At 65.5% G+C, this 20430-nt stretch carries 23 protein-coding genes; 14 read left to right on the top strand and 9 right to left on the bottom strand.

Going from position 1 to position 20430, the window contains the following annotated elements; all coding sequences use genetic code 11:
• The 7 genes from ARTSIC4J27_RS18560 (at position 1) to ARTSIC4J27_RS18530 (ending at position 6176) form a co-directional block, all read left to right on the top strand.
• Entirely contained in the window at positions 1 to 360 is a 360-nt protein-coding gene (locus tag ARTSIC4J27_RS18560) for an urease subunit beta (RefSeq protein WP_050056664.1), read from the top strand.
• Positions 357 to 2099, top strand: coding sequence for an urease subunit alpha (ureC, locus tag ARTSIC4J27_RS18555; RefSeq protein WP_050056663.1), 1743 nt, complete (start codon positions 357 to 359; stop codon positions 2097 to 2099). The genes ARTSIC4J27_RS18560 and ureC overlap by 4 nt, the downstream gene beginning before the upstream one ends.
• 26 nt (positions 2100 to 2125) lie before the next feature.
• The gene (gene ureE / locus ARTSIC4J27_RS18550) at positions 2126 to 2605 is read left to right on the top strand and encodes an urease accessory protein UreE (protein ID WP_050056662.1); all 480 of its coding nucleotides are present in this window, start codon (positions 2126 to 2128) and stop codon (positions 2603 to 2605) included.
• Positions 2606 to 2755: 150 nt separating this feature from the next.
• Positions 2756 to 3424 (top strand): urease accessory protein UreF, encoded by a 669-nt coding sequence (locus tag ARTSIC4J27_RS18545; protein WP_050056661.1) that lies wholly within the window; start codon positions 2756 to 2758, stop codon positions 3422 to 3424.
• Positions 3425 to 3469: 45 nt separating this feature from the next.
• On the top strand, positions 3470 to 4087 hold the full coding sequence (gene ureG, locus ARTSIC4J27_RS18540) for an urease accessory protein UreG (RefSeq protein WP_050056660.1): 618 nt from the start codon (positions 3470 to 3472) through the stop codon (positions 4085 to 4087).
• 149 nt (positions 4088 to 4236) lie between these two features.
• Complete coding sequence (locus ARTSIC4J27_RS18535; RefSeq protein ID WP_050056659.1) at positions 4237 to 5067, top strand: urease accessory protein UreD; 831 nt, start codon at positions 4237 to 4239, stop codon at positions 5065 to 5067.
• Positions 5067 to 6176, top strand: coding sequence for a HoxN/HupN/NixA family nickel/cobalt transporter (locus tag ARTSIC4J27_RS18530; RefSeq protein WP_083435532.1), 1110 nt, complete (start codon positions 5067 to 5069; stop codon positions 6174 to 6176). The genes ARTSIC4J27_RS18535 and ARTSIC4J27_RS18530 overlap by 1 nt, the downstream gene beginning before the upstream one ends.
• A gap of 23 nt (positions 6177 to 6199) precedes the next feature.
• Here ARTSIC4J27_RS18530 and ARTSIC4J27_RS18525 read toward each other — a convergent pair whose 3' ends face one another.
• The 5 genes from ARTSIC4J27_RS18525 to ARTSIC4J27_RS18505 form a co-directional block, all read right to left on the bottom strand.
• Positions 6200 to 6652: a transferase gene (locus tag ARTSIC4J27_RS18525; protein WP_050056658.1), complete on the bottom strand. Its 453-nt coding sequence runs from the start codon at positions 6650 to 6652 to the stop codon at positions 6200 to 6202.
• Between the two features lie 82 nt (positions 6653 to 6734).
• Positions 6735 to 7394, bottom strand: a complete 660-nt coding sequence (locus ARTSIC4J27_RS18520) for a GntR family transcriptional regulator (RefSeq protein WP_050056657.1) — start codon at positions 7392 to 7394, stop codon at positions 6735 to 6737.
• A gap of 128 nt (positions 7395 to 7522) precedes the next feature.
• Positions 7523 to 8554: a transketolase family protein gene (locus ARTSIC4J27_RS18515; RefSeq protein WP_050056656.1), complete on the bottom strand. Its 1032-nt coding sequence runs from the start codon at positions 8552 to 8554 to the stop codon at positions 7523 to 7525.
• On the bottom strand, positions 8551 to 9477 hold the full coding sequence (locus tag ARTSIC4J27_RS18510) for a transketolase (protein ID WP_050056655.1): 927 nt from the start codon (positions 9475 to 9477) through the stop codon (positions 8551 to 8553). Before ARTSIC4J27_RS18510 ends, ARTSIC4J27_RS18515 begins: the two co-directional genes overlap by 4 nt.
• Positions 9478 to 9512: 35 nt before the next feature.
• Positions 9513 to 10850, bottom strand: coding sequence for an MFS transporter (locus ARTSIC4J27_RS18505; protein ID WP_050056654.1), 1338 nt, complete (start codon positions 10848 to 10850; stop codon positions 9513 to 9515).
• 237 nt (positions 10851 to 11087) lie between these two features.
• Here ARTSIC4J27_RS18505 and ARTSIC4J27_RS18500 point away from each other — a divergent pair, with 237 nt between their 5' ends.
• Genes ARTSIC4J27_RS18500 through ARTSIC4J27_RS18490 form a run of 3 tightly spaced genes read left to right on the top strand, consistent with a single transcriptional unit; the run spans position 11088 to position 12635 of the window.
• A complete protein-coding gene (locus tag ARTSIC4J27_RS18500; protein ID WP_050056653.1) occupies positions 11088 to 11861 on the top strand; it encodes an SDR family NAD(P)-dependent oxidoreductase in 774 nt (257 codons plus the stop codon).
• A gap of 28 nt (positions 11862 to 11889) precedes the next feature.
• Positions 11890 to 12153, top strand: coding sequence for a hypothetical protein (locus ARTSIC4J27_RS18495; protein ID WP_050056652.1), 264 nt, complete (start codon positions 11890 to 11892; stop codon positions 12151 to 12153).
• A 41-nt stretch (positions 12154 to 12194) separates the two neighbouring features.
• Positions 12195 to 12635, top strand: coding sequence for an SRPBCC family protein (locus tag ARTSIC4J27_RS18490; protein ID WP_050056651.1), 441 nt, complete (start codon positions 12195 to 12197; stop codon positions 12633 to 12635).
• 4 nt (positions 12636 to 12639) lie between these two features.
• On the opposite strand, the gene ARTSIC4J27_RS18485 is transcribed toward ARTSIC4J27_RS18490, so the two are convergent.
• Positions 12640 to 12936, bottom strand: a complete 297-nt coding sequence (locus ARTSIC4J27_RS18485; protein ID WP_050056650.1) for a hypothetical protein — start codon at positions 12934 to 12936, stop codon at positions 12640 to 12642.
• Positions 12937 to 13008: 72 nt separating this feature from the next.
• Positions 13009 to 13869 carry an SDR family NAD(P)-dependent oxidoreductase gene (locus ARTSIC4J27_RS18480; RefSeq protein ID WP_235436755.1) on the bottom strand — a complete coding sequence of 287 codons (861 nt, stop codon included), beginning with the start codon at positions 13867 to 13869 and terminating at the stop codon, positions 13009 to 13011.
• Between the two features lie 184 nt (positions 13870 to 14053).
• On the opposite strand from ARTSIC4J27_RS18480, the gene ARTSIC4J27_RS18475 reads away from it, so the two are divergent.
• Together ARTSIC4J27_RS18475 and ARTSIC4J27_RS18470 are read left to right on the top strand one after the other, a co-directional pair.
• Positions 14054 to 14605 (top strand): TetR/AcrR family transcriptional regulator, encoded by a 552-nt coding sequence (locus ARTSIC4J27_RS18475; protein WP_152683917.1) that lies wholly within the window; start codon positions 14054 to 14056, stop codon positions 14603 to 14605.
• Complete coding sequence (locus ARTSIC4J27_RS18470; protein WP_407681139.1) at positions 14602 to 15624, top strand: DMT family transporter; 1023 nt, start codon at positions 14602 to 14604, stop codon at positions 15622 to 15624. Before ARTSIC4J27_RS18475 ends, ARTSIC4J27_RS18470 begins: the two co-directional genes overlap by 4 nt.
• Here ARTSIC4J27_RS18470 and ARTSIC4J27_RS18465 read toward each other — a convergent pair.
• Entirely contained in the window at positions 15612 to 15908 is a 297-nt protein-coding gene (locus ARTSIC4J27_RS18465; protein ID WP_050056648.1) for a DUF3040 domain-containing protein, read from the bottom strand. The two genes, ARTSIC4J27_RS18470 and ARTSIC4J27_RS18465, sit on opposite strands and share 13 nt — an antisense overlap.
• 120 nt (positions 15909 to 16028) lie before the next feature.
• Positions 16029 to 17075 (bottom strand): aldo/keto reductase, encoded by a 1047-nt coding sequence (locus tag ARTSIC4J27_RS18460; RefSeq protein ID WP_050056647.1) that lies wholly within the window; start codon positions 17073 to 17075, stop codon positions 16029 to 16031.
• 196 nt (positions 17076 to 17271) lie between these two features.
• On the opposite strand from ARTSIC4J27_RS18460, the gene ARTSIC4J27_RS18455 reads away from it, so the two are divergent.
• Positions 17272 to 18006, top strand: a complete 735-nt coding sequence (locus ARTSIC4J27_RS18455) for a GAF and ANTAR domain-containing protein (protein ID WP_050056646.1) — start codon at positions 17272 to 17274, stop codon at positions 18004 to 18006.
• Positions 18007 to 18149: 143 nt separating this feature from the next.
• Positions 18150 to 20387, top strand: coding sequence for a 4-alpha-glucanotransferase (gene malQ / locus ARTSIC4J27_RS18450; RefSeq protein WP_083435531.1), 2238 nt, complete (start codon positions 18150 to 18152; stop codon positions 20385 to 20387).
• Positions 20388 to 20430: the final 43 nt, after the last annotated feature.

Raw genomic sequence — 20430 nt, 5'->3', positions numbered from 1 at the left:
ATGATTCCAGGAGAGTACATCCTTCGGCCGGAACCGGTGACGGCGAACGCAGGCCGGCAGGCCATCGACGTCGCCGTCACCAACACCGGCGACAGGCCCGTCCAGGTGGGCTCGCACTTCCACTTTGCCGAAGCCAATGCTGCGCTGGCCTTCGACCGTGAAGCAGCCTACGGGCGCCGGCTGGACATTCCCGCCGGAACCGCCGCCCGGTTCGAACCCGGTGACTCACGGTACGTGCGGCTGATCGAACTGGCCGGCAGGCGTGAGGTGTACGGGCTGAGCAACGCCGTCAACGGGCCGCTCAAGGGCGGGCCGGGGGACGGCGGCGCCGCCAACGACGCGAAGGAGACTGCCCAGTGAGCTTCGAGATTCCCCGCCGGCAGTACGCAGACCTGTACGGCCCGACGACGGGCGACCGGATCCGCCTGGCAGACACCGAACTGTTCCTTGAGATCGAGAAGGACCGCACTGTCTACGGCGAGGAAGTGGTGTTCGGCGGCGGCAAGGTGATCCGCGACGGCATGGGCCAGAACGGCCAGGCGGTCCGCGACGACGACATCCCGGACACCGTGATCGCCAACGCGGTGATCCTGGACTACACCGGCATCTACAAGGCTGACGTGGCCCTCAGGGACGGGCATATCTTCAAGATCGGCAAGGCGGGCAACCCGCAGATCACCGACGGCGTGGATATTGTGATCGGCGCCAGCACTGAAATCATCGCGGGCGAACGCAAGATCCTCACCGCCGGCGGCGTGGACACCCACATCCACTTCATCTCCCCGGACCAGGTCCCCACGGCGCTCACCAGCGGTGTGACCACCATGATCGGCGGCGGCACCGGCCCGGCCGAAGGCACCAAGGCCACCACGGTGACGCCCGGAAAGTGGCACATCCAGCGGATGCTGCAGGCGGCCGAGGGGTTCCCCATGAACATCGGGCTGTTCGGCAAGGGCCACGCGTCCGCCGTCGAACCCCTGGCCGAGCAGATCCGGGCCGGCGCCATCGGCTTGAAGGTCCATGAGGACTGGGGCTCCACCACCTCCTCCATTGACATGTCCCTCACGGTGGCGGACGAGTTCGACGTCCAGGTGGCCATCCACACCGACACGCTGAACGAGTGCGGCTTCGTGGAGGACACCATCCGCGCCATCAACGGCCGCGTCATCCACACCTTCCACACCGAAGGCGCCGGCGGCGGGCACGCCCCCGACATCATCAAGATCGCCGGCATGCCGAACGTCCTGCCGGCCTCCACCAACCCCACCCTGCCGTACACCCGCAACACCATCGAAGAGCACCTGGACATGCTGATGGTGTGCCACCACCTCAACCCCGACATCCCCGAGGACGTGGCCTTCGCCGATTCCCGGATCCGCGCCGAGACCATCGCCGCCGAGGACGTGCTGCAGGACCTGGGCATCTTCTCCATCACCTCCTCGGACTCCCAGGCAATGGGCCGCGTGGGCGAGGTGATCACCCGCACGTGGCAGGTGGCGGACAAGATGAAGAAGCAGCGGGGGGTCCTGGATGACCCCCGGGGGGACAGCGCTGCCGGTTTCCATGGTTCCGCGGGCAGCGACAACTTCCGGCTCAAGCGCTACGTGGCCAAGTACACCATCAACCCGGCCATCGCCCAGGGCATCGCCGACTCGGTGGGCTCGGTGGAAGTGGGCAAATTCGCGGACCTGGTGCTGTGGGACCCCGCCTTCTTCGGTGTCAAACCGGAACTGGTGCTCAAAGGCGGCCAGATCGCCTACGCACTCATGGGCGACGCCAACGCCTCCATTCCCACCCCGCAGCCACGCACCATGCGCCCGATGTTCGGCGCCTTCGGCAAAGCCGTCCAGCAGTGCTCCATCACCTTCCTGTCGCAGGCGGCGATCGACGCCGGCGTGCCCCACGAACTGGGGCTGGAGAAAGTCATCCGGCCGGTCTCAGGCATCCGCACCCTCACCAAAGCGGACCTGAAGTACAACGACGCCACGCCGGACATCCAGGTGGACCCGGAAACCTACCAAGTAACGGTCGACGGCGAGGACGTCACCTGCGAGCCCTCCGACGTCCTGCCCATGGCCCAGCGCTACTTCCTCTTCTAAAGCACCTCCTGACCCCGGAGCCACCCATGATTATCGAAAAAGTCCTCGGCAACCTGCACGAACTGCCGGACCCGCACACCTACGCCAACCTGCACCAGGAAAAAGTGGTCCTCCCCAGCGCCCAGCTGGTCAAGCGCATCCAGCGCGCCACCACCGACCACGGCAAGGAGATCGGCATCCGCCTCCCCTCCGGCTCCGGGGACCTGCGCGACGGCGACATCCTGCACGTTGAAGAGTCCAACATGATCGTGGTGTCCGTGCTGCCCACCGACGTGCTCGTGATCGCGCCCCGCAGCATCCACGAAATGGGCGTCGTGGCCCACTCCCTCGGCAACCGGCACCTCCAGGCCCAGTTCTTCGACTCGTCATCCGAATATAAAGCGGACGTCATGGTGTGCGCCTACGACCACACCGTCGAGGACTACCTCGTCCACGCCTCCGTGCCCTACTCCCGGCAGGAACGCGTTATGCCTGTTCCTTTCCGCCATGCTGAACACTCGCACTAATTATCTTGTCGCCGCGCTGCGCGCTCCACAGGGCGTTGAAGCTGGGTGCGCCGCCCCGGATTGGGGGCCGTGCCCGCTCCGCGGTGCCCGCCACGCCGCGGCCCCCAATCCGGGCCGTCGCTTTGCTGCGTTGCGTTGGGCGGCCGTGCGGTGAGCAGTTACCAGCTTGCTTTGCAGCAGCTTGTTGACTCGGCGCTTCCTACTGGGGCTTTTGCTCACTCGCTTGGGTTTGAGTCCTACATCGACGCCGGGATGGTTCGGGATGAGGGGTCTTTTCGGCGGTGGTTGGCTGCTTTTATCTCTCAGCAGTTGACCTACTCGGACGGGTTGGCTATTCGGTTCCTTTTTGACGGGGCTGATGTTCTTGAACTTGATGCTCTCCTCTCTGCTTCGCTCTTGCCTCGGCAGGTTCGGGAGGCTTCCGTGAAGATGGGGCTTCGGTTGCTTGAGATCGGGGTGGAGGTCTTTCCCTCTGCGGAGCTGGGGCTGTACCGGGACCTGGTGACCAAGGGCCGGGCCGCCGGGCACCAGCCGCTGGCGTTCGCCGTCGTCGCCCGTTCACTTGGCGTGCCGCTGCCGGAGGCACTTGCCGCCTACCTTTTCGCCACCGTCACCTCCCTGACGCAGAACGCCGTCCGTGCCATCCCGCTGGGCCAAAACGCAGGCCAGCGGTTGCTGCGGCAAGCGGCCGACGACGTTGCTGCCGCCGTCGAACGGATCCCGCACCTGGCGCCGGACGACTTCGGCGCCGTCAGCCCCGGGCTCGAAATCGCGCAAATGCGGCACGAACGCCAACGTGCCCGGATGTTCATGAGCTAACTGCGTTTGATCACTAACCGTGTTTTTGGATTCAAGGAGGAAACAATGAGCGAACCCATCAAGATCGGCATCGGCGGACCCGTCGGAGCCGGCAAAACCCAGCTAGTGGAGCGCCTCACCCGGCACATGAGCGGCGAAATCTCCATGGCGGCCATCACCAACGACATCTACACCATCGAAGACGCCAAAATCCTCGCCGCAAACGGCATCCTCCCCGAAGACCGGATCATCGGCGTCGAAACCGGCGGCTGCCCGCACACCGCCATCCGCGAAGACACCTCCATGAACACCGCCGCCATTGAGGAACTCAAAGCCCGGCACCCCGACCTCCAGGTCATCTTCGTCGAATCCGGCGGCGACAACCTCTCCGCCACCTTCAGCCCCGAACTCGTCGACTTCTCCATCTACATCATCGACGTAGCCCAGGGCGAAAAAATCCCCCGCAAAGCCGGCCAGGGAATGATCAAGTCCGACCTGTTCATCATCAACAAAACCGACCTCGCACCCCACGTCGGCGCGGACCTGTCCATCATGGAACGGGACTCCAAAGAGTTCCGCGGGAACAAGCCGTTCTGCTTCACCAACCTCAAAACTGACGAGGGCCTGGACAAGGTCATCGATTGGGTAAGGCGCGATGTCCTGATGCTTGACCTCGCTCAGTGACGACGGTTCCCCAAGTGGCGCCTGAAGGTGACTTGACCGCAGAGGCGGCGAGGCCGGATTTGGGGGCCGCGGCGTGGTGGGCACCGCGAAGCGGGCACGGCCCCAAATCCGGCGAAGCCGCCGGACCCAGCCACGGACAAGCACCACCGATGGGGCGCTTAGAGCTCGGCATCGAGGCTCGGGCTGGTAGGTCCATCGCTGCCACACAGTTCCATCAGGGCGCTCTTCGGGTTCTTCGACCGCACTACCTCGATGACTCGGGGCAGGTTTGCTACGTCGTGGTGAATCCTGGCGGGGCTTATCTTGGGGCGGATCTTTTTCTGCTGGATGTTGAGGTGCAAGCAGGGGCGGAGCTTGTTCTCACTACCCAGTCCGCGACGAAGGTTTATCGGACTCCGGGGTCTTTTGCTGAGCAGCGGATGGCAATTCGGCTGGGGGAGGCAGCGCGGCTGGAGCTTGTGCCTGACCAGCTCATTGCCTACCGGGAGGCAAGTTATCGGCAACGGACCTCGGTGACCTTACGGCCGACGTCGAGCCTGGTCATGGCTGAAGTGGTGACGCCGGGGTGGTCGCCCGACGGAGCCGCGTTCCGGTACGAGGAAGTGCGGCTCCGGAACGGGATCCATGTTGAAACGGACGAAGGCAGCGAACTCCTGGCGCTCGACAACCTGCTGATCCGGCCGCCGTCGGGCGATGTGACTGGGCTGGGGTTTATGGAGGGGTTCAGCCACCTCGGCTCGATGATCGTGGTGGACCCGCGGGTGGACCAGGCGCTCGCCGATGACCTGCACCGCCTGACCTCGGAAAACGATGCCCTGACCGGAATCTCCCTCACCCGCACTGTGGGGGGAACCACCGGGCTGGTCCTGCGCGCGCTCTCGAACAGCACCGGCGAACTGAACCTCCTCCTTGGGGCCTGCATAGCCCTCCTCCGGAAGCGGTGGTACGGCCAGGAACCGCTGAACCTGAGGAAGCACTGATGACGAACATCGCCGCGCTCTACCGGGAGCGGGAAACACTGTCGCTGCGGACCCGCCTGGTGTGCATGTTCGGTGCCGTGGCCGCCCTGCACGCCGCCGCCGTCGTACTTCTCCTCAGCGGAACGCCAGGCAGCACCGGTGCGCAGGCACTCACCTGGGGGCTGGTAGCGACCGCCTATCTCGCCGGCGTGAAGCACAGCTACGACTGGGACCATCTCGCGGCCATAGACAACTCCACCCGCAAGTTTGTGGCCGACCGGCAGGATCCGGTGAGCGTTGGGTTCGCCTTTAGTTTGGGCCACAGCTCCGTGGTGACGCTCGCCGGTGTGCTGGTGATTGCGGGTGCCGCGATGGTGGGGGAGGTTATGCAGGACGGCTCCACGGGCAGCCTGGTCCTCGGCCTGATCGGCAGCGGCGTGTCCGGGCTGTTCCTGCTGGCGATGGGCCTGTTCAACGGCTCGGCCTTTGCCCGCTCGGCACGCGCCTACCGCCGCTCCCGCAGAGGTGGCACCATAGCTCCTCAGGACCTGGAGCCCCAGGGGCTGGTGGCCCGGCTTCTCGCCCGTCCGCTTGCGAAGGTGAGGCGGCCGCGGAACATCTACGTCATCGGCTTCCTGTTCGGACTGGGCTTCGACACCGCCACCACCGTCGGGTTGCTGATGATGACGACGGCGGCGTCCTTGGCCGGGGTGCCGCCGTTCGCCCTGCTGGCGCTGCCGCTCGCGTTCACGGCCGCCATGACCCTATGCGATTCGCTGAACGGGCTGGCCATGATGCGGATGTACCGTTCGGCCCTCGCCGACCCCCAGCGCAAACTCGGCTTTAATGCCCTGGTCACGGGCATTTCCGCTGTATCCGCGTTGTTCATCGCGGCCATCACGCTGGGCGGGTTTGCGGATGCCGCCTTCGCTTTGGAGGATCCCCTCACGGCTTGGCTGGGGTCCGTAGACCTCGGCGACGCCGGCCTGCTGCTGGTTGCCCTGATGCTCCTGGTGTGGGGTGGTGCGGCACTAAAGGCGCGGCTTGCTGGCAGCCCGAGACCTAGCAGGAGCGACGCGGAACGCAGCGGCCCGGAGCTCAGGCGCGCGCACCGGGCCCGGCAACGTTGAGCCCCGCCCGTTGGAGCAGCTACTCAGGCCGCCATCCGGCCCTTGCTCTTCCGGTGCGGCCGGTGCTTCGCCTGATCCGGGGCATGGGTCCGCGCACTCAACGGGACGTGCCCGCCGTCGGGAACTGTTGTGTCCGCGTGCAGGTGCACGCCGTGCTCGATGAGCGCGCCGGAGCCAATCCTCGAATGGCTTCCGATGTGCACCCGGCTGCCCACCACCGTGCCGCGGCCGATCCGTACGCCGTCACCGATGACCGTGCGGTCGCCGATGGTCGCATCGCGGTCAATCCAGCTGCCGTGCCCGATGCGGCAGCCCGAGCCGATCCGGGCACCGTACTCCACATAAGTCATCGGACCGATGGTCGCGCTCCCGGCCACAGTTGCGCCCGGAGCGATGAGGCCGCCGCCGTTGGCATGGCGGGCGTAGCGGGTGACCTTCCCGGCGTCGTCTTCAACTGATACAAACTTCGCGTTCATTCAATCCCTCGTCTGAAGGCGCGGACTCTTCCGCACATTCAGTTAACGGTCAGCAACTCAAAGGGATTCCCGGCCGGGGGTACTAGGCCACCAGGTTCGCGGCGGCGCTGTCCATGTGCTCCCGGATGGTCTTGCGCGAGAGGGACGCGTCGCCGGTTTCGATGGCAGCCACGATCTCCCGGTGACGGTCTACGCTCATGTTCTTGACGCCCTTTTCCAGGCCGCCAAACATGATGGACATCCGGATGGAGCCTTCAAGCGACTCCCAAGAGTGGAGGAGGGTCTCATTGCCGGTCAGCCGGCAAAGAGTGCGATGGAATTCCATGTCGGACTCGATCCGCTCCTCCAATGACGCGTCCTGGGCCGCCTCCATCACGTCAATTGTCTGATGCAGGGTCTGGATCACGTGGGCGCGGTCCGGGAGCTCGCACAGGGTGCGCGCAGCCAAGGATTCAAGGGCTGCCCGGACAGCGAAAATGTCCCGAATCTCCTTTTCGTCCAGGTGCCGGACGGAGAGCCGGCCGCGGGGCCCGGCGGACAGCAGGCCCTCCTGTTCGAGCTGGCGCAGGGCCTCGCGGAGGGTTCCCCGGCTGATTTGCAGCATCTCGGACAGCTCAGTTTCCACCAGGTGCCGGCCGGGCGCGAGTTCACCGCTGGTGATAGCGGTCCTCAGCGCCGACAGCGCCTGCTCGCGCAGGCTTTTTTTCTGCAGTCCCAGTAACGGTGCTGTCACTCCGGCCATGGCGTCTGTCCTCAATGTTCTAAGTTGACTGTTTACAGTCATTACTCGATGGTACGGCAGAAAGCACGGCGTCCGCTGAGGGCGGTGCCGTGCTTTCTGCGTTAGCTAAAATCTGTCCCGGTCTTCGCTTATGACAGCTCGGCCAGCACCTTCGCCACGATACGGTCCACGGCGAGGCCGTAGCGGTCATGCAGTGTGGGGAGCGCCCCGGCGTCGAGGAACTGGTCCGGCAGTGCCACCGGGACCACGCGCTTGCCTACCCCGGCGGTGACGACGGCGGAGGCGACCGTTTCGAACAGGCCGCCCACCACGGAATGGTTTTCCAGGGTGACGGCGAGCCGGTCGGTGTTGATTTCCTTGAGGACGGTTTCGGCGTCGAACGGCTTGATGGTGGGGGTGTGTACGACGGCGACGTCCACGTTATGTGCCGCCAGCGCCTTGGCTGCCTGGAGCGCCCGCATGGTCATCAGGCCGGAGGAAATGAACACCACGTCGTTGCCGCCGCGCAGGACCTTGGCCTTGCCGAGTTCGAACGTGTAGTCGTACTCGTCCAGCACGGTGGGGACGTTGCCGCGCAACAGGCGCAGGTAGGTGGGTCCGTCAGCGGCTGCGAGCTGGGGGACTGCCTGTTCGATGTCGATCGAGTCGCAGGGGTCAACGATGGTCAGGTTGGGCATGCCGCGGAAGATCGCCATGTCCTCCGTGGCCTGGTGGCTGGGGCCGTACCCGGTGGTGAGGCCGGGCAGTCCGCCCACGATGTTGACGTTCAGGTTCGGCTCGGCCGCATCCAGGCAAAGGAAGTCGTAGGCGCGGCGGGCGGCGAACACTGAGTAGGTGGACGCGAACGGCACCAGCCCTGTTTCGGCCAGCCCGGCAGCCGCGCCGAAGAGCAACTGCTCGGCCATGCCCATCTGGAAGAACCGCTCCGGGAAGGCCTTGGCGAAGATGTGCATGTCCGTGTACTTGCCCAGGTCAGCTGTCAGGCCCACGATCTTGTCGTTCTCCTGCGCGGCCTTGACCAGTGCGTGCCCGAACGGCGCGGAACTGGTTTTCTGGCCGGGATCGGCGAAGGACGCGATCATCGCCGACGTCTTCAGCTTCGGCTTGGCCGCCGTTGTAGTGGCTGCAGGTGCCGAAGCGGCCTGGGTGGTGGTGCTCATGCTGAAGCCTTTCCTTCATAACCGGCGGTGAGCTGCTCGCGGCAGGTCTGCCATTCGTGTTCTTCGATGCGCATGAAGTGCGCCTTTTCGCGATTTTCGAGGAGGGGTACGCCGCGGCCCACCTTGGTGTCGCAAAGGATTACCGAGGGGCGTCCGACGGCGGCGGCCTGGGCGGCTGCGTTGTCGAAGGCTGCGAGCAGTGCGCCGACGTCGTTGCCGTCCACGCGCTGGGTGTACCAGCCGAACGATTCCCATTTTTCGGTGACCGGTTCGGTGCGGAGCACGGTGTCGGTTTTGCCGTCGGCCTGAAGGGCGTTGATGTCCACCATCGCGGTGAGGTTGCCCAACTGGTGATGGTGGGCGCCCATGGCCGCCTCCCACGTGGAACCTTCATCGAGTTCGCCGTCCGAGAGGAAGTTGAACACCCGGGCGTTCGAGCCCTGGTAGCGCAGGCCCAGTGCCATACCTACGGCGATGGTCAGGCCGTGGCCCAGGGAACCGCCGGAAATTTCCATGCCGGGGGTGTACGTGGACATCCCGGACATCGGCAGCCGGGAATCGTCCGAACCGTAGGTCTCGAGCTCTTCGACCGGCACGATGCCGGCCTCTGCCAGCGCAGCGTAGTGGCCAATCGCGTAGTGGCCGGTGGAGAGCAGGAACCGGTCGCGGGCTTCCCAGTGCGGGTCCTCGGCACGGAAGTTCAGCTGGTCACCGTAGACCGTGGCGAACATGTCAGCCGCACCCAGGGCCTGGCCCACATAGCCCTGGCCCTGGACCTCGCCCATGTTCAGTGCGTGATGCCGGATCCGGTAGGCAGCCGCGCTGGCCTTTGCGATGCGCTCTTGGGTTACCCGGCCACGCGCCGCTCCGTTTCCGGGTGCGCCGACCGCTGCTGCGCGGTCCTGGACAGTGTGTGTTGGCATTGCGTGCTCCGTATTCGTTTCGTGCGTGACGGTCATTAGACGCTCACGGTGTTGGGGGTGCTTTTGGTGGCTTCGTCAGCCAGCTGGCGTTCGCGCTTGCCCCAGGTTTCCCGGGTGGCCACTGCGGCCCAGAGCCCGATCAGGGCGTAGGTGCCGAAGAGCAGTGCCGGGCCCATCCAGCCGAAGCTGACGAACAGCAGGGTGGTGATGAACGGGGTGAAGCCGGAGACCATGGCGGAAATCTGGTAGGCCAGGCTGGCACCGGAGGAGCGGGTCTTGGCCTGGAACAGTTCCGGGAACCAGGCCCCCTGGGCGCCGGCAAGCGAGTTCTGGCAAACCGCGTAGGAGATCACGATGGTCGCGATGACGAAGATGAACATGCCCGTGTTGACCAGCAGGAACATCGGAATCGCGAAGAGTGCGGCAAAAGCGGTGGACCAGATGTAGAGGGGCCGGCGGCCGACGTGGTCCGTCAGGCGGGCCCAGGCCATGGTGGCGAAGATGCCGACGGCGGAGGCGATGCAGAGGGCGATAAGGGTTTCCGTCTTGTCCGCCAACTGCTGGGTGTGGAGGTAGGAAATCATGTAGGTGACGGACACGGCGTAGCCGGCAGTCTCGGCAACGCGCAGGCCGATGCCGCGGACGATGCTGCGCCAGTCGGTTTTGATGACCTCGATAATGGGGTTCTTGACGATGGAGCCGCTCTCCTTGACCTCGTCAAAGACGGGGGACTCGGGCACCTTGGAGCGGATGATCAGGCCGACGGCAACGAGCACGATGCTCGCCAGGAAGGGAACGCGCCAGGCGAGCTCGCCGCCCAGGTTCACGCTCACCAGGAAGACGAGGTTGGCCAGGAGGAGGCCCACCGGGAAGCCGGCCTGCACAATGCCGGTGTACTTGCCCTTGGACTTCCACGGTGCGTGCTCGTAGCTCATCAGGATGGCGCCGCCCCATTCAGCACCGAAGGCCAGGCCCTGGACCACGCGAACGAAGACCAGCAGCGCGGGAGCGAGCAAGCCGACCTGCTCGTACGTGGGCAGGAGGCCGATCAGGAAGGTGGCGACGCCCATCAGAATCAGGGAGGCGACCAGCACAGGCTTGCGGCCCACTTTGTCGCCGAGGTGTCCGCCAATGATTCCGCCCAGCGGGCGGGCGGCAAAGCCGACGCCCAGGGTGGCGAAAGCTGCCAGGGTGCCGGTGACGGGATCACCGGTGGGGAAGAACGCGGTTCCGAAGTACAGCGCAGCGGCGGTGCCGAAACCGATGAAGTCATACGTCTCAATGACGGCGCCCACACCGGAGCCGACAGCTACGCGCTTGGCGTCCTTGGTGCCATGCACATGGCCGCGCATTTTCAGAGCTTCATTGCTCATGGTGGTTCCCTTTCGATAGGCAGCTGAGGATCCGCCGCTGTCGACTGTTAACAAATGATATCCCTAAGTGTGACTTCCATCATGCTCACGTGTCAACAGTCAATGTTTGAGGTTGACTGTTAACAGTGTAAGCCGTAGTGTGTTCCTCATCACTTGAGCAAGAGCGTGCAGTACAAGGACCGACGAGGCTCCTTGGCCAAGTACCGCTTACCGCCACCACACGTCCAAGGAGTAACCATGACCACTCTTCAGCGCACCGCCGTACTCACCGGGGCAACTTCGGACCGGGGCATCGGGCTGACTACCGCCCGCCGCTACGCCAACCAGGGCTGGGCGGTGGTGATCCTGGACCTCGATGGCGAGAAGTCCGCCAAGGTCGCCGCCGAAATCGGCAACGACTTCAACGTTCCCGCCTTCGGCCACGAGATCGACGTCGCCAACGAAGCCTCCGTCACGGCCGCACAGGCCGCCGTCGCCGCCGAGGTTGCCGCGGGCAACCTGCCGCCCGTCGGTGCCCTCGCCAACATCGCAGGCATCACCTCGCCCGTCCCGTTCCTCGAGACCACGCTGGAGCTGTGGCACAAGGTGATGGATGTCAACGCCACCGGCACTTACCTTGTCACCAAAGCCTTCCTGCCGGACATGATCGAGAACGGCTGGGGCCGCATCGTGAACATGTCCTCGGTGTCCGCCCAGCGCGGCGGCGGCGTCTTCGGCAAAGTTCCCTACTCCGCCGCGAAGGCAGCCATCCTCGGCTTCACCAAGGCGCTTGCCCGGGAACTCGGCACCACCGGCGTCACCGTCAACGCCATCACCCCCGGCGCTGTGGACACCAACATCCGCGTGGGCAGCACCGAGGAGCAGGAGGCAGCCATCAACGCCGGCATCCCGCTGGGCCGCAACGCCACTACCGAGGAAGTGGCAGCCGTGATCACCTTCCTGTCCTCCGAGGACTCCGCCTACCTCACGGGCACCACCATCGACATCAACGGCGGAAGCCACCTCCACTAACAGTCCGGCCGGACGCAGGAACAGCGCTGTGAAGCCGTACCGCTACCACGACTGGCGCCGGCTGGTGGGAACACCGGTGGAGGTCCGCAAGGACTTCGAGATCGTCCGGGCAGGCGTGGTGGATGACGCCATGGACGATTCCTCAGCCTTGTGGATCGCGGCTGATGCCAGCGGTGGAAGGACGCTCTTTGCGGCTGCAGAGGGTTTTGAGGTGTGGATCAGGCCGCAGGAGTTGGACGGAAAACTGTGCTTCAAGATGGCAGCCGGCCAACTCTTTGCGCCGCGTCGCTGATAGGGGTGGGCTTCCGGAAGCGGGGTTCCTACACTGGGGTGATGATTACAGTCACCGGAAGCGTGGAAACAATACTGCCCGCGGACCAGGCCTTCGCCTACATGCGGGAGTTCGAGAACACCAGCGAGTGGGATCCCAGCACCCCGGTGATGGACAAACTCACGCCTGGTCCGGTTGCTGTGGGCCACCGGTACCACGCCGAGTCCGAGTTCCGGGGGAAGCGGCAGTCCCTGGAATATGAGGTCATCGAGCTGACGGAGAACCACATCAAGCTACGTGGCGAAAACAAGACCGTGACCGCCTTCGACTCCATCGATGTGAGTCCCGCCGGCGCGGGATCCGTGGTGAAGTACACCGCAGAGTTCAGCATCAAGGGGCCGGCGAAAATCATCCAGCCGCTCCTGAAGCCGGCGTTTATGTCGTTGCGGGATCCGGCGTTGAACGGAATCAGGGACACCCTCAACGCCCGCGCTGGGGGCTAGAGCCCTACCTGGCGGGGCCGGAGGGATCCTTTCCCACCTTGGTGAGGGGAGAGTCGCTGTAGGGGGCCATGGCCAGCAGTTCACGGGGGCGGCCTTCAGGGTCGGAATGCTCATTGACGGCCTGGGACAGGACGTCGCGTTCCTTGGCCGGAAGGCTGATGAGACCCGCGCTGTAGTCCTTGATTTCCTCTTGCGTAGCATTCCCGCCCAAAGCGATGTATTCGAGCCACAACTGCGCCAGGTCAAGATGGTGCTCCTGAATGATTCCCGCGGTCAGCGCCTGCTGGTCCTGCTCGTCCATGGCCCCGCCTGCCGCAAAGAGAGTATTCTCCCCTGATGTTCGGAGCCGCTACCGCACTGGATGGGCGGGAACTCAGGAAAGTTTTGCCAGCCGGTTGCAGGCCTCCCATAAACGCCTCCGGGCGTCAGGATCCGAGCCCATCCCCGGCGTGGGCAGTTCCTTACGCTTTGCCCACAGCTTCCCGGAAACCCCTGCGGTTTGGGGTGAGCTGGCAAGCCAGATGGCGGTGTCGGCTGCTCTTTCTGCAGGGCCGCCAAATGTGTTGGTGATCCAGCGGAACGGGCCGCCCACGTCCTGCAGCAGGCCAGTGTTTTTGACCAGCCCGGGGTGCACTGCGTTTGCCACCACGCCCGCACCGCGGAGCCGTTCGGCAAACTCCTGGGTGAGGAGGACCCTGGCCAGCATGGTGGGCGGTGTCGAGCGAAGGTAGCTGTACTTGCCGTTCGCTGTTTGGAGGTCATCGAAGTTCAGTGCTGTTGTGCCGTATTTCGAGGCCACGTTCACGATGCGCCCCGCGCCTCCACCGGTCCCCGCTCCGCCCCGTTTCAAGGCATCCAGCAGCAGGTTGGTCAGCAGGAAGTAGGCCATCACGTTGGTGGCGAAAGTCAACTCAAGGCCGTCAGGAGTTACGTGGCGCTCCTTTCGGAACACGCCCGCAGCGTTGACCAGCACGTCCAGCCGGTCATGGCGGGAGAAAAATTCCGCGGCCGCCCGCCGGATGCTGGCCTGGTCCGACAGGTCGCAGGCAAGCGGCTCAAGCCGGGCGTCCGGCACCTGGCCGCGGATGCCCGCCATCGCCTCCTCCGCCCGAGGAGTGGAACGTCCGACGACGACGATCGCAGCTCCTTCACGCGCCAGCCCCGCGGCAATCGCCTTCCCCAGACCACCTGTCGCACCCGTGACAAGTGCAAGGCGACCATCCATTGAACCCATTGCCGTCTCCTCAGCGCCGAAACCGCCTTCAGGTTACGCCCGGCAAGGAGTTTCATCACCCACATCCTGAGAAAGCAAGGTGCTGACGACAAGATGGTAGGTAGACTGGTCTACCTACCCGCCAGGAAGAGGATCCCCAGTGTCTCCGACCGATGTCTCCCTGCCACCCAAAAAACGTGCGCGCGTGCTGTTGCTTGACGCCGCGGCAAGGCTCTTTTACGCCCAGGGTGTTGGTGCCACCGGGATTGACGCGATCACGGCCGAGGCTGGAGTGGCGAAAAAGAGCCTGTACAACAACTTCGCTTCCAAGGCGGACCTGGTGACCGCTTACCTCGAAGCCCGGCATGAAGAATGGCTCGGCCTGTACCGCGCGCGGGCGGAAGCTGCTGCCGGATCACGGGAACGGCTGCTTGCCATTTTCGACGCCTACGTGGATCACGCAAACTTCGCCTACAAGCACGGATTCCGCGGTTGCGGACTGCTCAACGCGGCGGCAGAACTGCCTGCCGGAAGCCCGGGGCGGCTCGCCGTCCGGCGACATAAGGAAGAAGTTGAGGCGCTCCTGGCCAAGCACCTGGAAGAGTTGCTGCCGGGGCAGGATGAACGCCGTGCAGGGCTGGCCGCACACCTGGCCTTCCTGCTGGAAGGCGCCATGGTGCGGGCAGGACTCGAAGGCGGGGACAGCCGGCTCCTTCAGGGCCGGACGATTGCCGCCCGGATGCTGGACGAGCTGTGACGGGTTCCACCGGCCGCCCTTCCGCGCCGCTTCAGCGGAGCCGCGTCCTGGTTGGCAGCGGCGGTCTGCAGGGGCCGCGCTGGGGTGCTGTTTTTGTGCTGGCCGCGTCGGTTCTGTGGGGGACTACCGGAACTGCTGCCACGTTCGCCCCGGCAGTGAGTCCCCTTGCCATTGGTGCCGTAGCCATGGGTATCGGGGGGCTGCTCCAGGCCCTGTATGCAGCAAGGCCGATCAGCAGCCAATGGCGGGACCTGCTGGAGCAATGGCGGCTGGTGTTGTTGGGAGCGGCGGCCGTTGCGGTCTATCCCTTGGCCTTTTACACCTCCATGCACCTTGCCGGCGTCACGGTAGGTACCGTGGTTTCCATTGGTTCAGCCCCCGTGGCCGCAGCAGTCATCGAGCGCTGGGCCGACAAGAAACCGCTCACCCGCCGGTGGCTGGCCGGGGCACTGCTCGGCGTGGGCGGGGCGGTTCTGTTGTCCGTTGCCGGACACCGGCCCGGGGGCGCCGACGCTGCTGGGGCTGGAGTGGGATCCCCCTTGGATTCCTGGGCCGCGCCGGCGGGCATCGTGTTGGGCCTGGTTGCGGGCGTGACGTACGCCCTCTATTCGTGGGCAGCGCATCGCCTGATTCGTGGAGGACTCTCCTCACGGGCCACCATGGGCGCCGTGTTCGGAATGGGCGGCGTACTGCTGATGCCCGTACTCCTCCTGACCGGCCGCCCGCTCGCCGAATCCTGGACCAGCTTCGGCGTCGGAGCGTATATGGCCCTCGTCCCGATGTTTGCCGGGTACGTCCTGTTCGGGTGGGGCCTGGCCCGTGTCCGTGCCAGCACCGCCACGGGCCTTTCCCTGGTTGAAACGGTGGTGGCAGCCGCGCTGGCAGTCCTTGTGGTGGGGGAGCGCCTCCCCGCCGCGGGCTGGATCGGGGCGGCAGCTGTCCTGGCGGGGCTGGTTTTCCTGCTGCCACGCTCTGAAAGCAGGATGAGGACCCCGGGAACGGCGGATTACCCCGCCTGACCGTGCCGTCCCTGGCGGTTGGGCCTGCGCCTGCGCAGCGCGAGGTAGAGGCCAAGGGCCATTAGAAGGAGCCCGCAGATGCCGACTCCGATGCTGGAGGCGCCGATGCCGGTCATAAAAAGCGCAAGGCCGAGCAAGCCCGCGGCTGAACCGTAGTAAATGCCTGACCTGAACCGGCGCGATGGGTAGCCGGACAGCAGCTCCATCGCCAGGTGGGGGTCGTCGGCTATCAGCCCGAGCTCCAGCTCCTTGAGGAGCCTGCGCTCCTCCTCGGACATTGGCATTGGACGCCCTTGAAATCTCAATTCGGGACTATCGATACTGACCGTAGGAGCCTTGCCGCCTTCCGTCAAGGGTACGGGCTGCGCGGGCTCCCGCTCAGGCGGCCCCACCGCGGTACTGGACTACCGGCGTCGTAATTCTGCGAACTCAAGGGAGGGAACGATGGCGCCCGCGTCCCGCTCCACGAAGTTGGTGCCAGGCGCCACGACGTCGTCAATCGCGTCCAGGACCGACTCGCCGAGCTGGACGTCGGCCGCTTTCAGGTAGGCGGCCAGGTGCGCTTCGCTGCGCGGGCCAATGATCACGCTGCTGATGGCAGGGTGGGTCAGGGCGAAGCCGAGTGCGAGGTCCACCAGCGACAGCTCCAGCTTGTCGGCCAGCCGCGCCAAGGCATCCGCAGCGTGCAGCTTCCGCTCGCTGGACGGGCCGGAGATGTCGTAGCGGCCCGGCAGTGAATGCACCCGGGTAGGGGCGGTTCCCGATTCCAGGACAAAGCTGCCTGAGAGCCAGCCCCCGGCCAGCGGGCCGTAAGCCAGCACGCCGAGCCCGTACTGCTGGGCGATCGGGAACACATCGCGTTCGTTGGCCCGAACCAGCATCGAGTAGGGCACCTGGTTCCCCAGCGGCGGAATCAGGTGGTTGGTGGTGGCAAGCCACTGGGCCTCCACCAGCTGCGCCGGGGTGAACACCGAGGTGCCGTAGTAGAGGATCTTTCCCTGCCTGATCAGGTCGTTGAGGGTGGTGATCGTCTCCAGCACATCGGTGTTGTAGTCCGGCCGGTGCGCCTGGTACAGGTCGATCCGGTCAGTCTGCAGACGGCGGAGGCTGCCCTCCACGGCCTGGGTGATCCAGCGCCGGGAGTTGCCGGAATGGGCAGGATTGGGGCTCATCTGGCCGTGGAACTTGGTGGCCAGGAAGACGTCGTCACGGCGTCCGCGCAATGCCCGCCCCACAACCTGCTCCGACTCTCCCTGGGAGTAAACGTCCGCGGTGTCGATGGCGGTGATGCCGGCGTCCAGCGCGGAGTGGATGATCCGGATGCTCTCCTCGGCTCCGGTGGGGGCACCGGGCGGCCCGCCGGTTCCCTCGCCGAAGTTCATGGTGCCCAGGGTCAGCGGGCTGATCGGCGTGCCTGACCGCCCGAACACCCGCAGTTCACTGAGGCTCATTTTCCGGTCTCCTCACAGTCTCTTCGGCATGCAGCTTTTGACATATGCCCTTGATCGTCACGAGGCTACACAGATCGGTGGTGCTGCTGCAGAACTCCGCCTTAGTGCTTCTCTTTTCGACTCTTGGAGTAATGCCCGGGCCTGGTGTGACGTTTTGTGGAGCGCAGGACAGGGGCTGCGTCGCATATATTGAGGCATGGACACTCCCAGCAGCGACGAGCAGTTCGTCAAGCTGCACGACATGATTATCGGCAGCGCCAACGTGAGCGCGTTCCTTGGCGAGCTGTCCGTTCTCGCTGCCTCGACACTTGGCGAGACCGCAGGTTCCCTCATTGAGTGCGGGGTTACGCTCCGGCAGCGCAAGCGCAGTGCCACCGTAGCCGGAAGCAGCGCGCGGGCAACCCTGCTGGACAAGCTCGAGCAGGAACTGGGGCAGGGGCCGTGCCTGACAGCCCTGGAAACGATGAAGCCCGTGGTCCTTGCCGACGTGGCAACAGACTCACGCTGGCCTGAGTATCAGAAGCTTCTTAAGGACAACGGCTGTGCCAGCGTGCTGGGCGTGCCCCTCGCGCTGGACAACAGCCACACTGCGGCACTGAACTTCTTCGCTTCCGAACCAGGCCTCTTCACGGATGCGGTGGTACGGCGGGCAGAAGGTTTTGCCGAACTGGCGGGACGGGCAGTGCGGCTGGCCCTGAGGATCGCTGATGCCCAGAACCTCGCGGAGGACCTCACCGCGGCCCTGGAGCATCGTACAGTCATCAACCTGGCCTGCGGCGTGGTGATGGCTCAGAACAGGTGCTCGCAGGAGGAAGCCATGGCCGTCCTCACCAAGGCTTCAAGCCACCGCAACCGGAAGCTGCGCGACCTCGCAGCGGACATCCTCGGCCAGGTCAGCACGGGCACAATCAGCACGCATTTTGACCCCTGATGCCGACTCAAACCAGTCTGGGTTTCACCTGCGCGCCGGCCTGCAATAATCTGAACCAACGGTTGTGCGCGGGGTGCAAACGCCCGGTGCAACAGGCAGCACTGTAAGTTCGGGCCACATCACACCAGACGAGGCGGACACGAATGACGGCTTCAGACCAGCAGCAGTTCCCACCATCGCCGGCGCCAACAGAGGCGCAGGATCTTCCACCGGCTGCCGGTGAAACTGCTGCCAGGGAGCCCGTGGATCCGCACCTCCTCCAGCAGTTGGCGGATGCGCATGGGGTGGGAACCTCCTTCCAGGGCTGGGACGGCCTGCCGCACAATGTTGCCGAAGACACCCTGATCAAAGTCCTCGCCTCCCTCGGAGTGCAGGCACACACCAGCCAGCTCATCCAGGCGGCATTGGCGGAAGCCGAACTGGCGCCCTGGCGTCGGATGCTGCCGCCCGCCGTCGTGATCCAGCAGGGTGAACCGGCGCAGGTTCCGGTCCACGTGCGCGACGGCGCTACCGCCCGGCTGAGCATCACCCTGGAAGGCGGGGCCGGGTCTGTAGAAGCAGTCCAGCAGGATCTTTGGGTGCAGCCGCGGGATGTCGACGGCGTTGCGACCGGACGTGCCACCTTCGCCCTGCCGCAGCACTTGCCGCTGGGATGGCACACCCTGCACGCCGAAGCTGAAGGAACCACCGCGTCCGCCACCCTGGTAGTCGTGCCCGCACGGCTGACCACCGCAGCTCCGCTGGAAGAGCGCCGCGGATGGGGACTGGCTACCCAGCTCTACTCCATGCGCTCCAAGCGCTCGTGGGGCATCGGCGACTTCTCCGACCTGGCCGACCTGGCTGCCCTCAGCGGTACCCGCGGGGCGGACTACGTACTGGTCAATCCCTTGCATGCTGCCGAGCCGGTTCCGCCCCTGCAGCCGTCGCCGTATTCGCCGTCCACCCGGCGCTTCTTCAACCCGCTGTACATTCGCATTGAGGCCATCCCCGAAGTGGCCTACCTCAAGCCGCGCAAGCGCGCCACGGTGGAGAGGCTCCACGAGGAGGTGGCGGGACTGAACAAGGAGGGCAACCGGCTGGACCGCGACGCCGTGTACGCCGCCAAGCTGCAGGCCCTCGAGTTGCTCTACCATGCCCGCCGGTCGCCGGCCCGGCAGGCCGCGTTTGACGAGTTCTGCCGGATCTCCGGCCAGGGCCTTGACGACTTCGCCCTGTGGTCTGCGATCCGGGAGGACCTGCCGGCCGGCGACCCGTTCTGGTCGGACCCGGCCTGCGCACTGGGCACGCCGCAGACAGAAGCGCTGCGGGAAAGGCTGGCGGACCGCATCGGGTTCCACCGCTGGCTCCAGTGGATTTGCGACGAACAACTCGAAGACGCCCAGCGGGCGGCGCTGCGGTCCGGCATGCGGCTTGGGGTGGTCCACGACCTTGCCGTCGGCGTGGACCACAGCAGCGCTGACGCCTGGACACTGCGGGATGTTCTGGCGCCAGGCACCAGCGTGGGGGCGCCACCGGACATGTACAACCAGCAGGGCCAGGACTGGGGGCAGCCGCCATGGCACCCTGCACGGCTGGCGGAGGCCGGCTACATTCCGTTCCGGAACATGCTCGCCACCGTGCTGCGCCATGCCGGCGGAGTTCGGGTGGACCATATCCTGGGCCTCTTCCGGCTGTGGTGGATCCCGTCCGGGAACGCTCCGGGCGATGGCGCGTACGTGAAATACGACCACGAGGCACTGATCGGCATCCTGGCTTTGGAGGCGCAGCGTGCCGGGGCCGTGGTGATCGGCGAGGACCTGGGCACCTTCGAGCCGTGGGTCCGGGACTACCTTGCCGCCCGCGGCATCCTGGGCACGTCCATCCTTTGGTTTGAGTACGACGGCGATTCGCCCCTTGCGCCGGAAAGGTACCGGACGCAGGCGCTTGCCAGCGTCAACACGCACGACCTGCCGCCCACCGCGGGCTACCTCGCCGGGGACCACGTGGCCCTGCGGAGCGGACTGGGCCTGCTGGAGCGTTCGGAGGCGGAGGAGCGGGCAGAGCACAACGCCTCGCTGGAAAAGATGTTTGCCCTGCTCCGCGAACGCGGGTACCTGCCCGAGGACGGGCCCGGGGGAGCGGCCGGACACGAAGAGAGGACCATCGAGGCGCTGCACCTGCTGCTGGCCCAGGCGCCGTCGGTCCTGCTTGGTGTTGCCCTGGTGGATGCCGTGGGTGAGCGGCGGGTCCAGAACCAGCCCGGCACCACTGAAGCCCTCTACCCGAACTGGCAGGTTCCCCTGGCAGGACCGGACGGGCGGCCTGTCCTCCTGGATGATCTTCCCGCCAACCCGCGGTTCAACTCACTGCTGGCGGCGGTGGAGGAGACCCTGCACGGCTAGCGCAGGCGGGCCAGCCAGGCTGCCCACGACAGCCGGGCCAACA

The sequence above is a fragment of the Pseudarthrobacter siccitolerans genome, from assembly GCF_001046895.1.
Lineage (GTDB): Bacteria > Actinomycetota > Actinomycetes > Actinomycetales > Micrococcaceae > Arthrobacter > Arthrobacter siccitolerans.
The sequence above is the reverse complement of the archived record's forward strand: the minus strand, read 5'-3'. Positions and strand labels throughout refer to the sequence as shown.

Excerpts from the sequence above, each read along its gene's own strand:
- ARTSIC4J27_RS18560 (WP_050056664.1), top strand. The coding sequence starts at position 1 with ATGATTCCAGGAGAGTACATCCTTCGGCCGGAACCGGTGACGGCGAAC.
- ureE (WP_050056662.1), top strand. The coding sequence starts at position 2,126 with ATGATTATCGAAAAAGTCCTCGGCAACCTGCACGAACTGCCGGACCCG.
- ureG (WP_050056660.1), top strand. The coding sequence starts at position 3,470 with ATGAGCGAACCCATCAAGATCGGCATCGGCGGACCCGTCGGAGCCGGC.
- ARTSIC4J27_RS18535 (WP_050056659.1), top strand. The coding sequence starts at position 4,237 with ATGGGGCGCTTAGAGCTCGGCATCGAGGCTCGGGCTGGTAGGTCCATC.
- ARTSIC4J27_RS18530 (WP_083435532.1), top strand. The coding sequence starts at position 5,067 with ATGACGAACATCGCCGCGCTCTACCGGGAGCGGGAAACACTGTCGCTG.
- ARTSIC4J27_RS18525 (WP_050056658.1), bottom strand. The coding sequence starts at position 6,652 with ATGAACGCGAAGTTTGTATCAGTTGAAGACGACGCCGGGAAGGTCACC.
- ARTSIC4J27_RS18520 (WP_050056657.1), bottom strand. The coding sequence starts at position 7,394 with ATGGCCGGAGTGACAGCACCGTTACTGGGACTGCAGAAAAAAAGCCTG.
- ARTSIC4J27_RS18515 (WP_050056656.1), bottom strand. The coding sequence starts at position 8,554 with ATGAGCACCACCACCCAGGCCGCTTCGGCACCTGCAGCCACTACAACG.
- ARTSIC4J27_RS18510 (WP_050056655.1), bottom strand. The coding sequence starts at position 9,477 with ATGCCAACACACACTGTCCAGGACCGCGCAGCAGCGGTCGGCGCACCC.
- ARTSIC4J27_RS18505 (WP_050056654.1), bottom strand. The coding sequence starts at position 10,850 with ATGAGCAATGAAGCTCTGAAAATGCGCGGCCATGTGCATGGCACCAAG.
- ARTSIC4J27_RS18500 (WP_050056653.1), top strand. The coding sequence starts at position 11,088 with ATGACCACTCTTCAGCGCACCGCCGTACTCACCGGGGCAACTTCGGAC.
- ARTSIC4J27_RS18490 (WP_050056651.1), top strand. The coding sequence starts at position 12,195 with ATGATTACAGTCACCGGAAGCGTGGAAACAATACTGCCCGCGGACCAG.
- ARTSIC4J27_RS18485 (WP_050056650.1), bottom strand. The coding sequence starts at position 12,936 with ATGGACGAGCAGGACCAGCAGGCGCTGACCGCGGGAATCATTCAGGAG.
- ARTSIC4J27_RS18480 (WP_235436755.1), bottom strand. The coding sequence starts at position 13,869 with ATGGGTTCAATGGATGGTCGCCTTGCACTTGTCACGGGTGCGACAGGT.
- ARTSIC4J27_RS18465 (WP_050056648.1), bottom strand. The coding sequence starts at position 15,908 with ATGCCAATGTCCGAGGAGGAGCGCAGGCTCCTCAAGGAGCTGGAGCTC.
- ARTSIC4J27_RS18460 (WP_050056647.1), bottom strand. The coding sequence starts at position 17,075 with ATGAGCCTCAGTGAACTGCGGGTGTTCGGGCGGTCAGGCACGCCGATC.
- ARTSIC4J27_RS18455 (WP_050056646.1), top strand. The coding sequence starts at position 17,272 with ATGGACACTCCCAGCAGCGACGAGCAGTTCGTCAAGCTGCACGACATG.
- malQ (WP_083435531.1), top strand. The coding sequence starts at position 18,150 with ATGACGGCTTCAGACCAGCAGCAGTTCCCACCATCGCCGGCGCCAACA.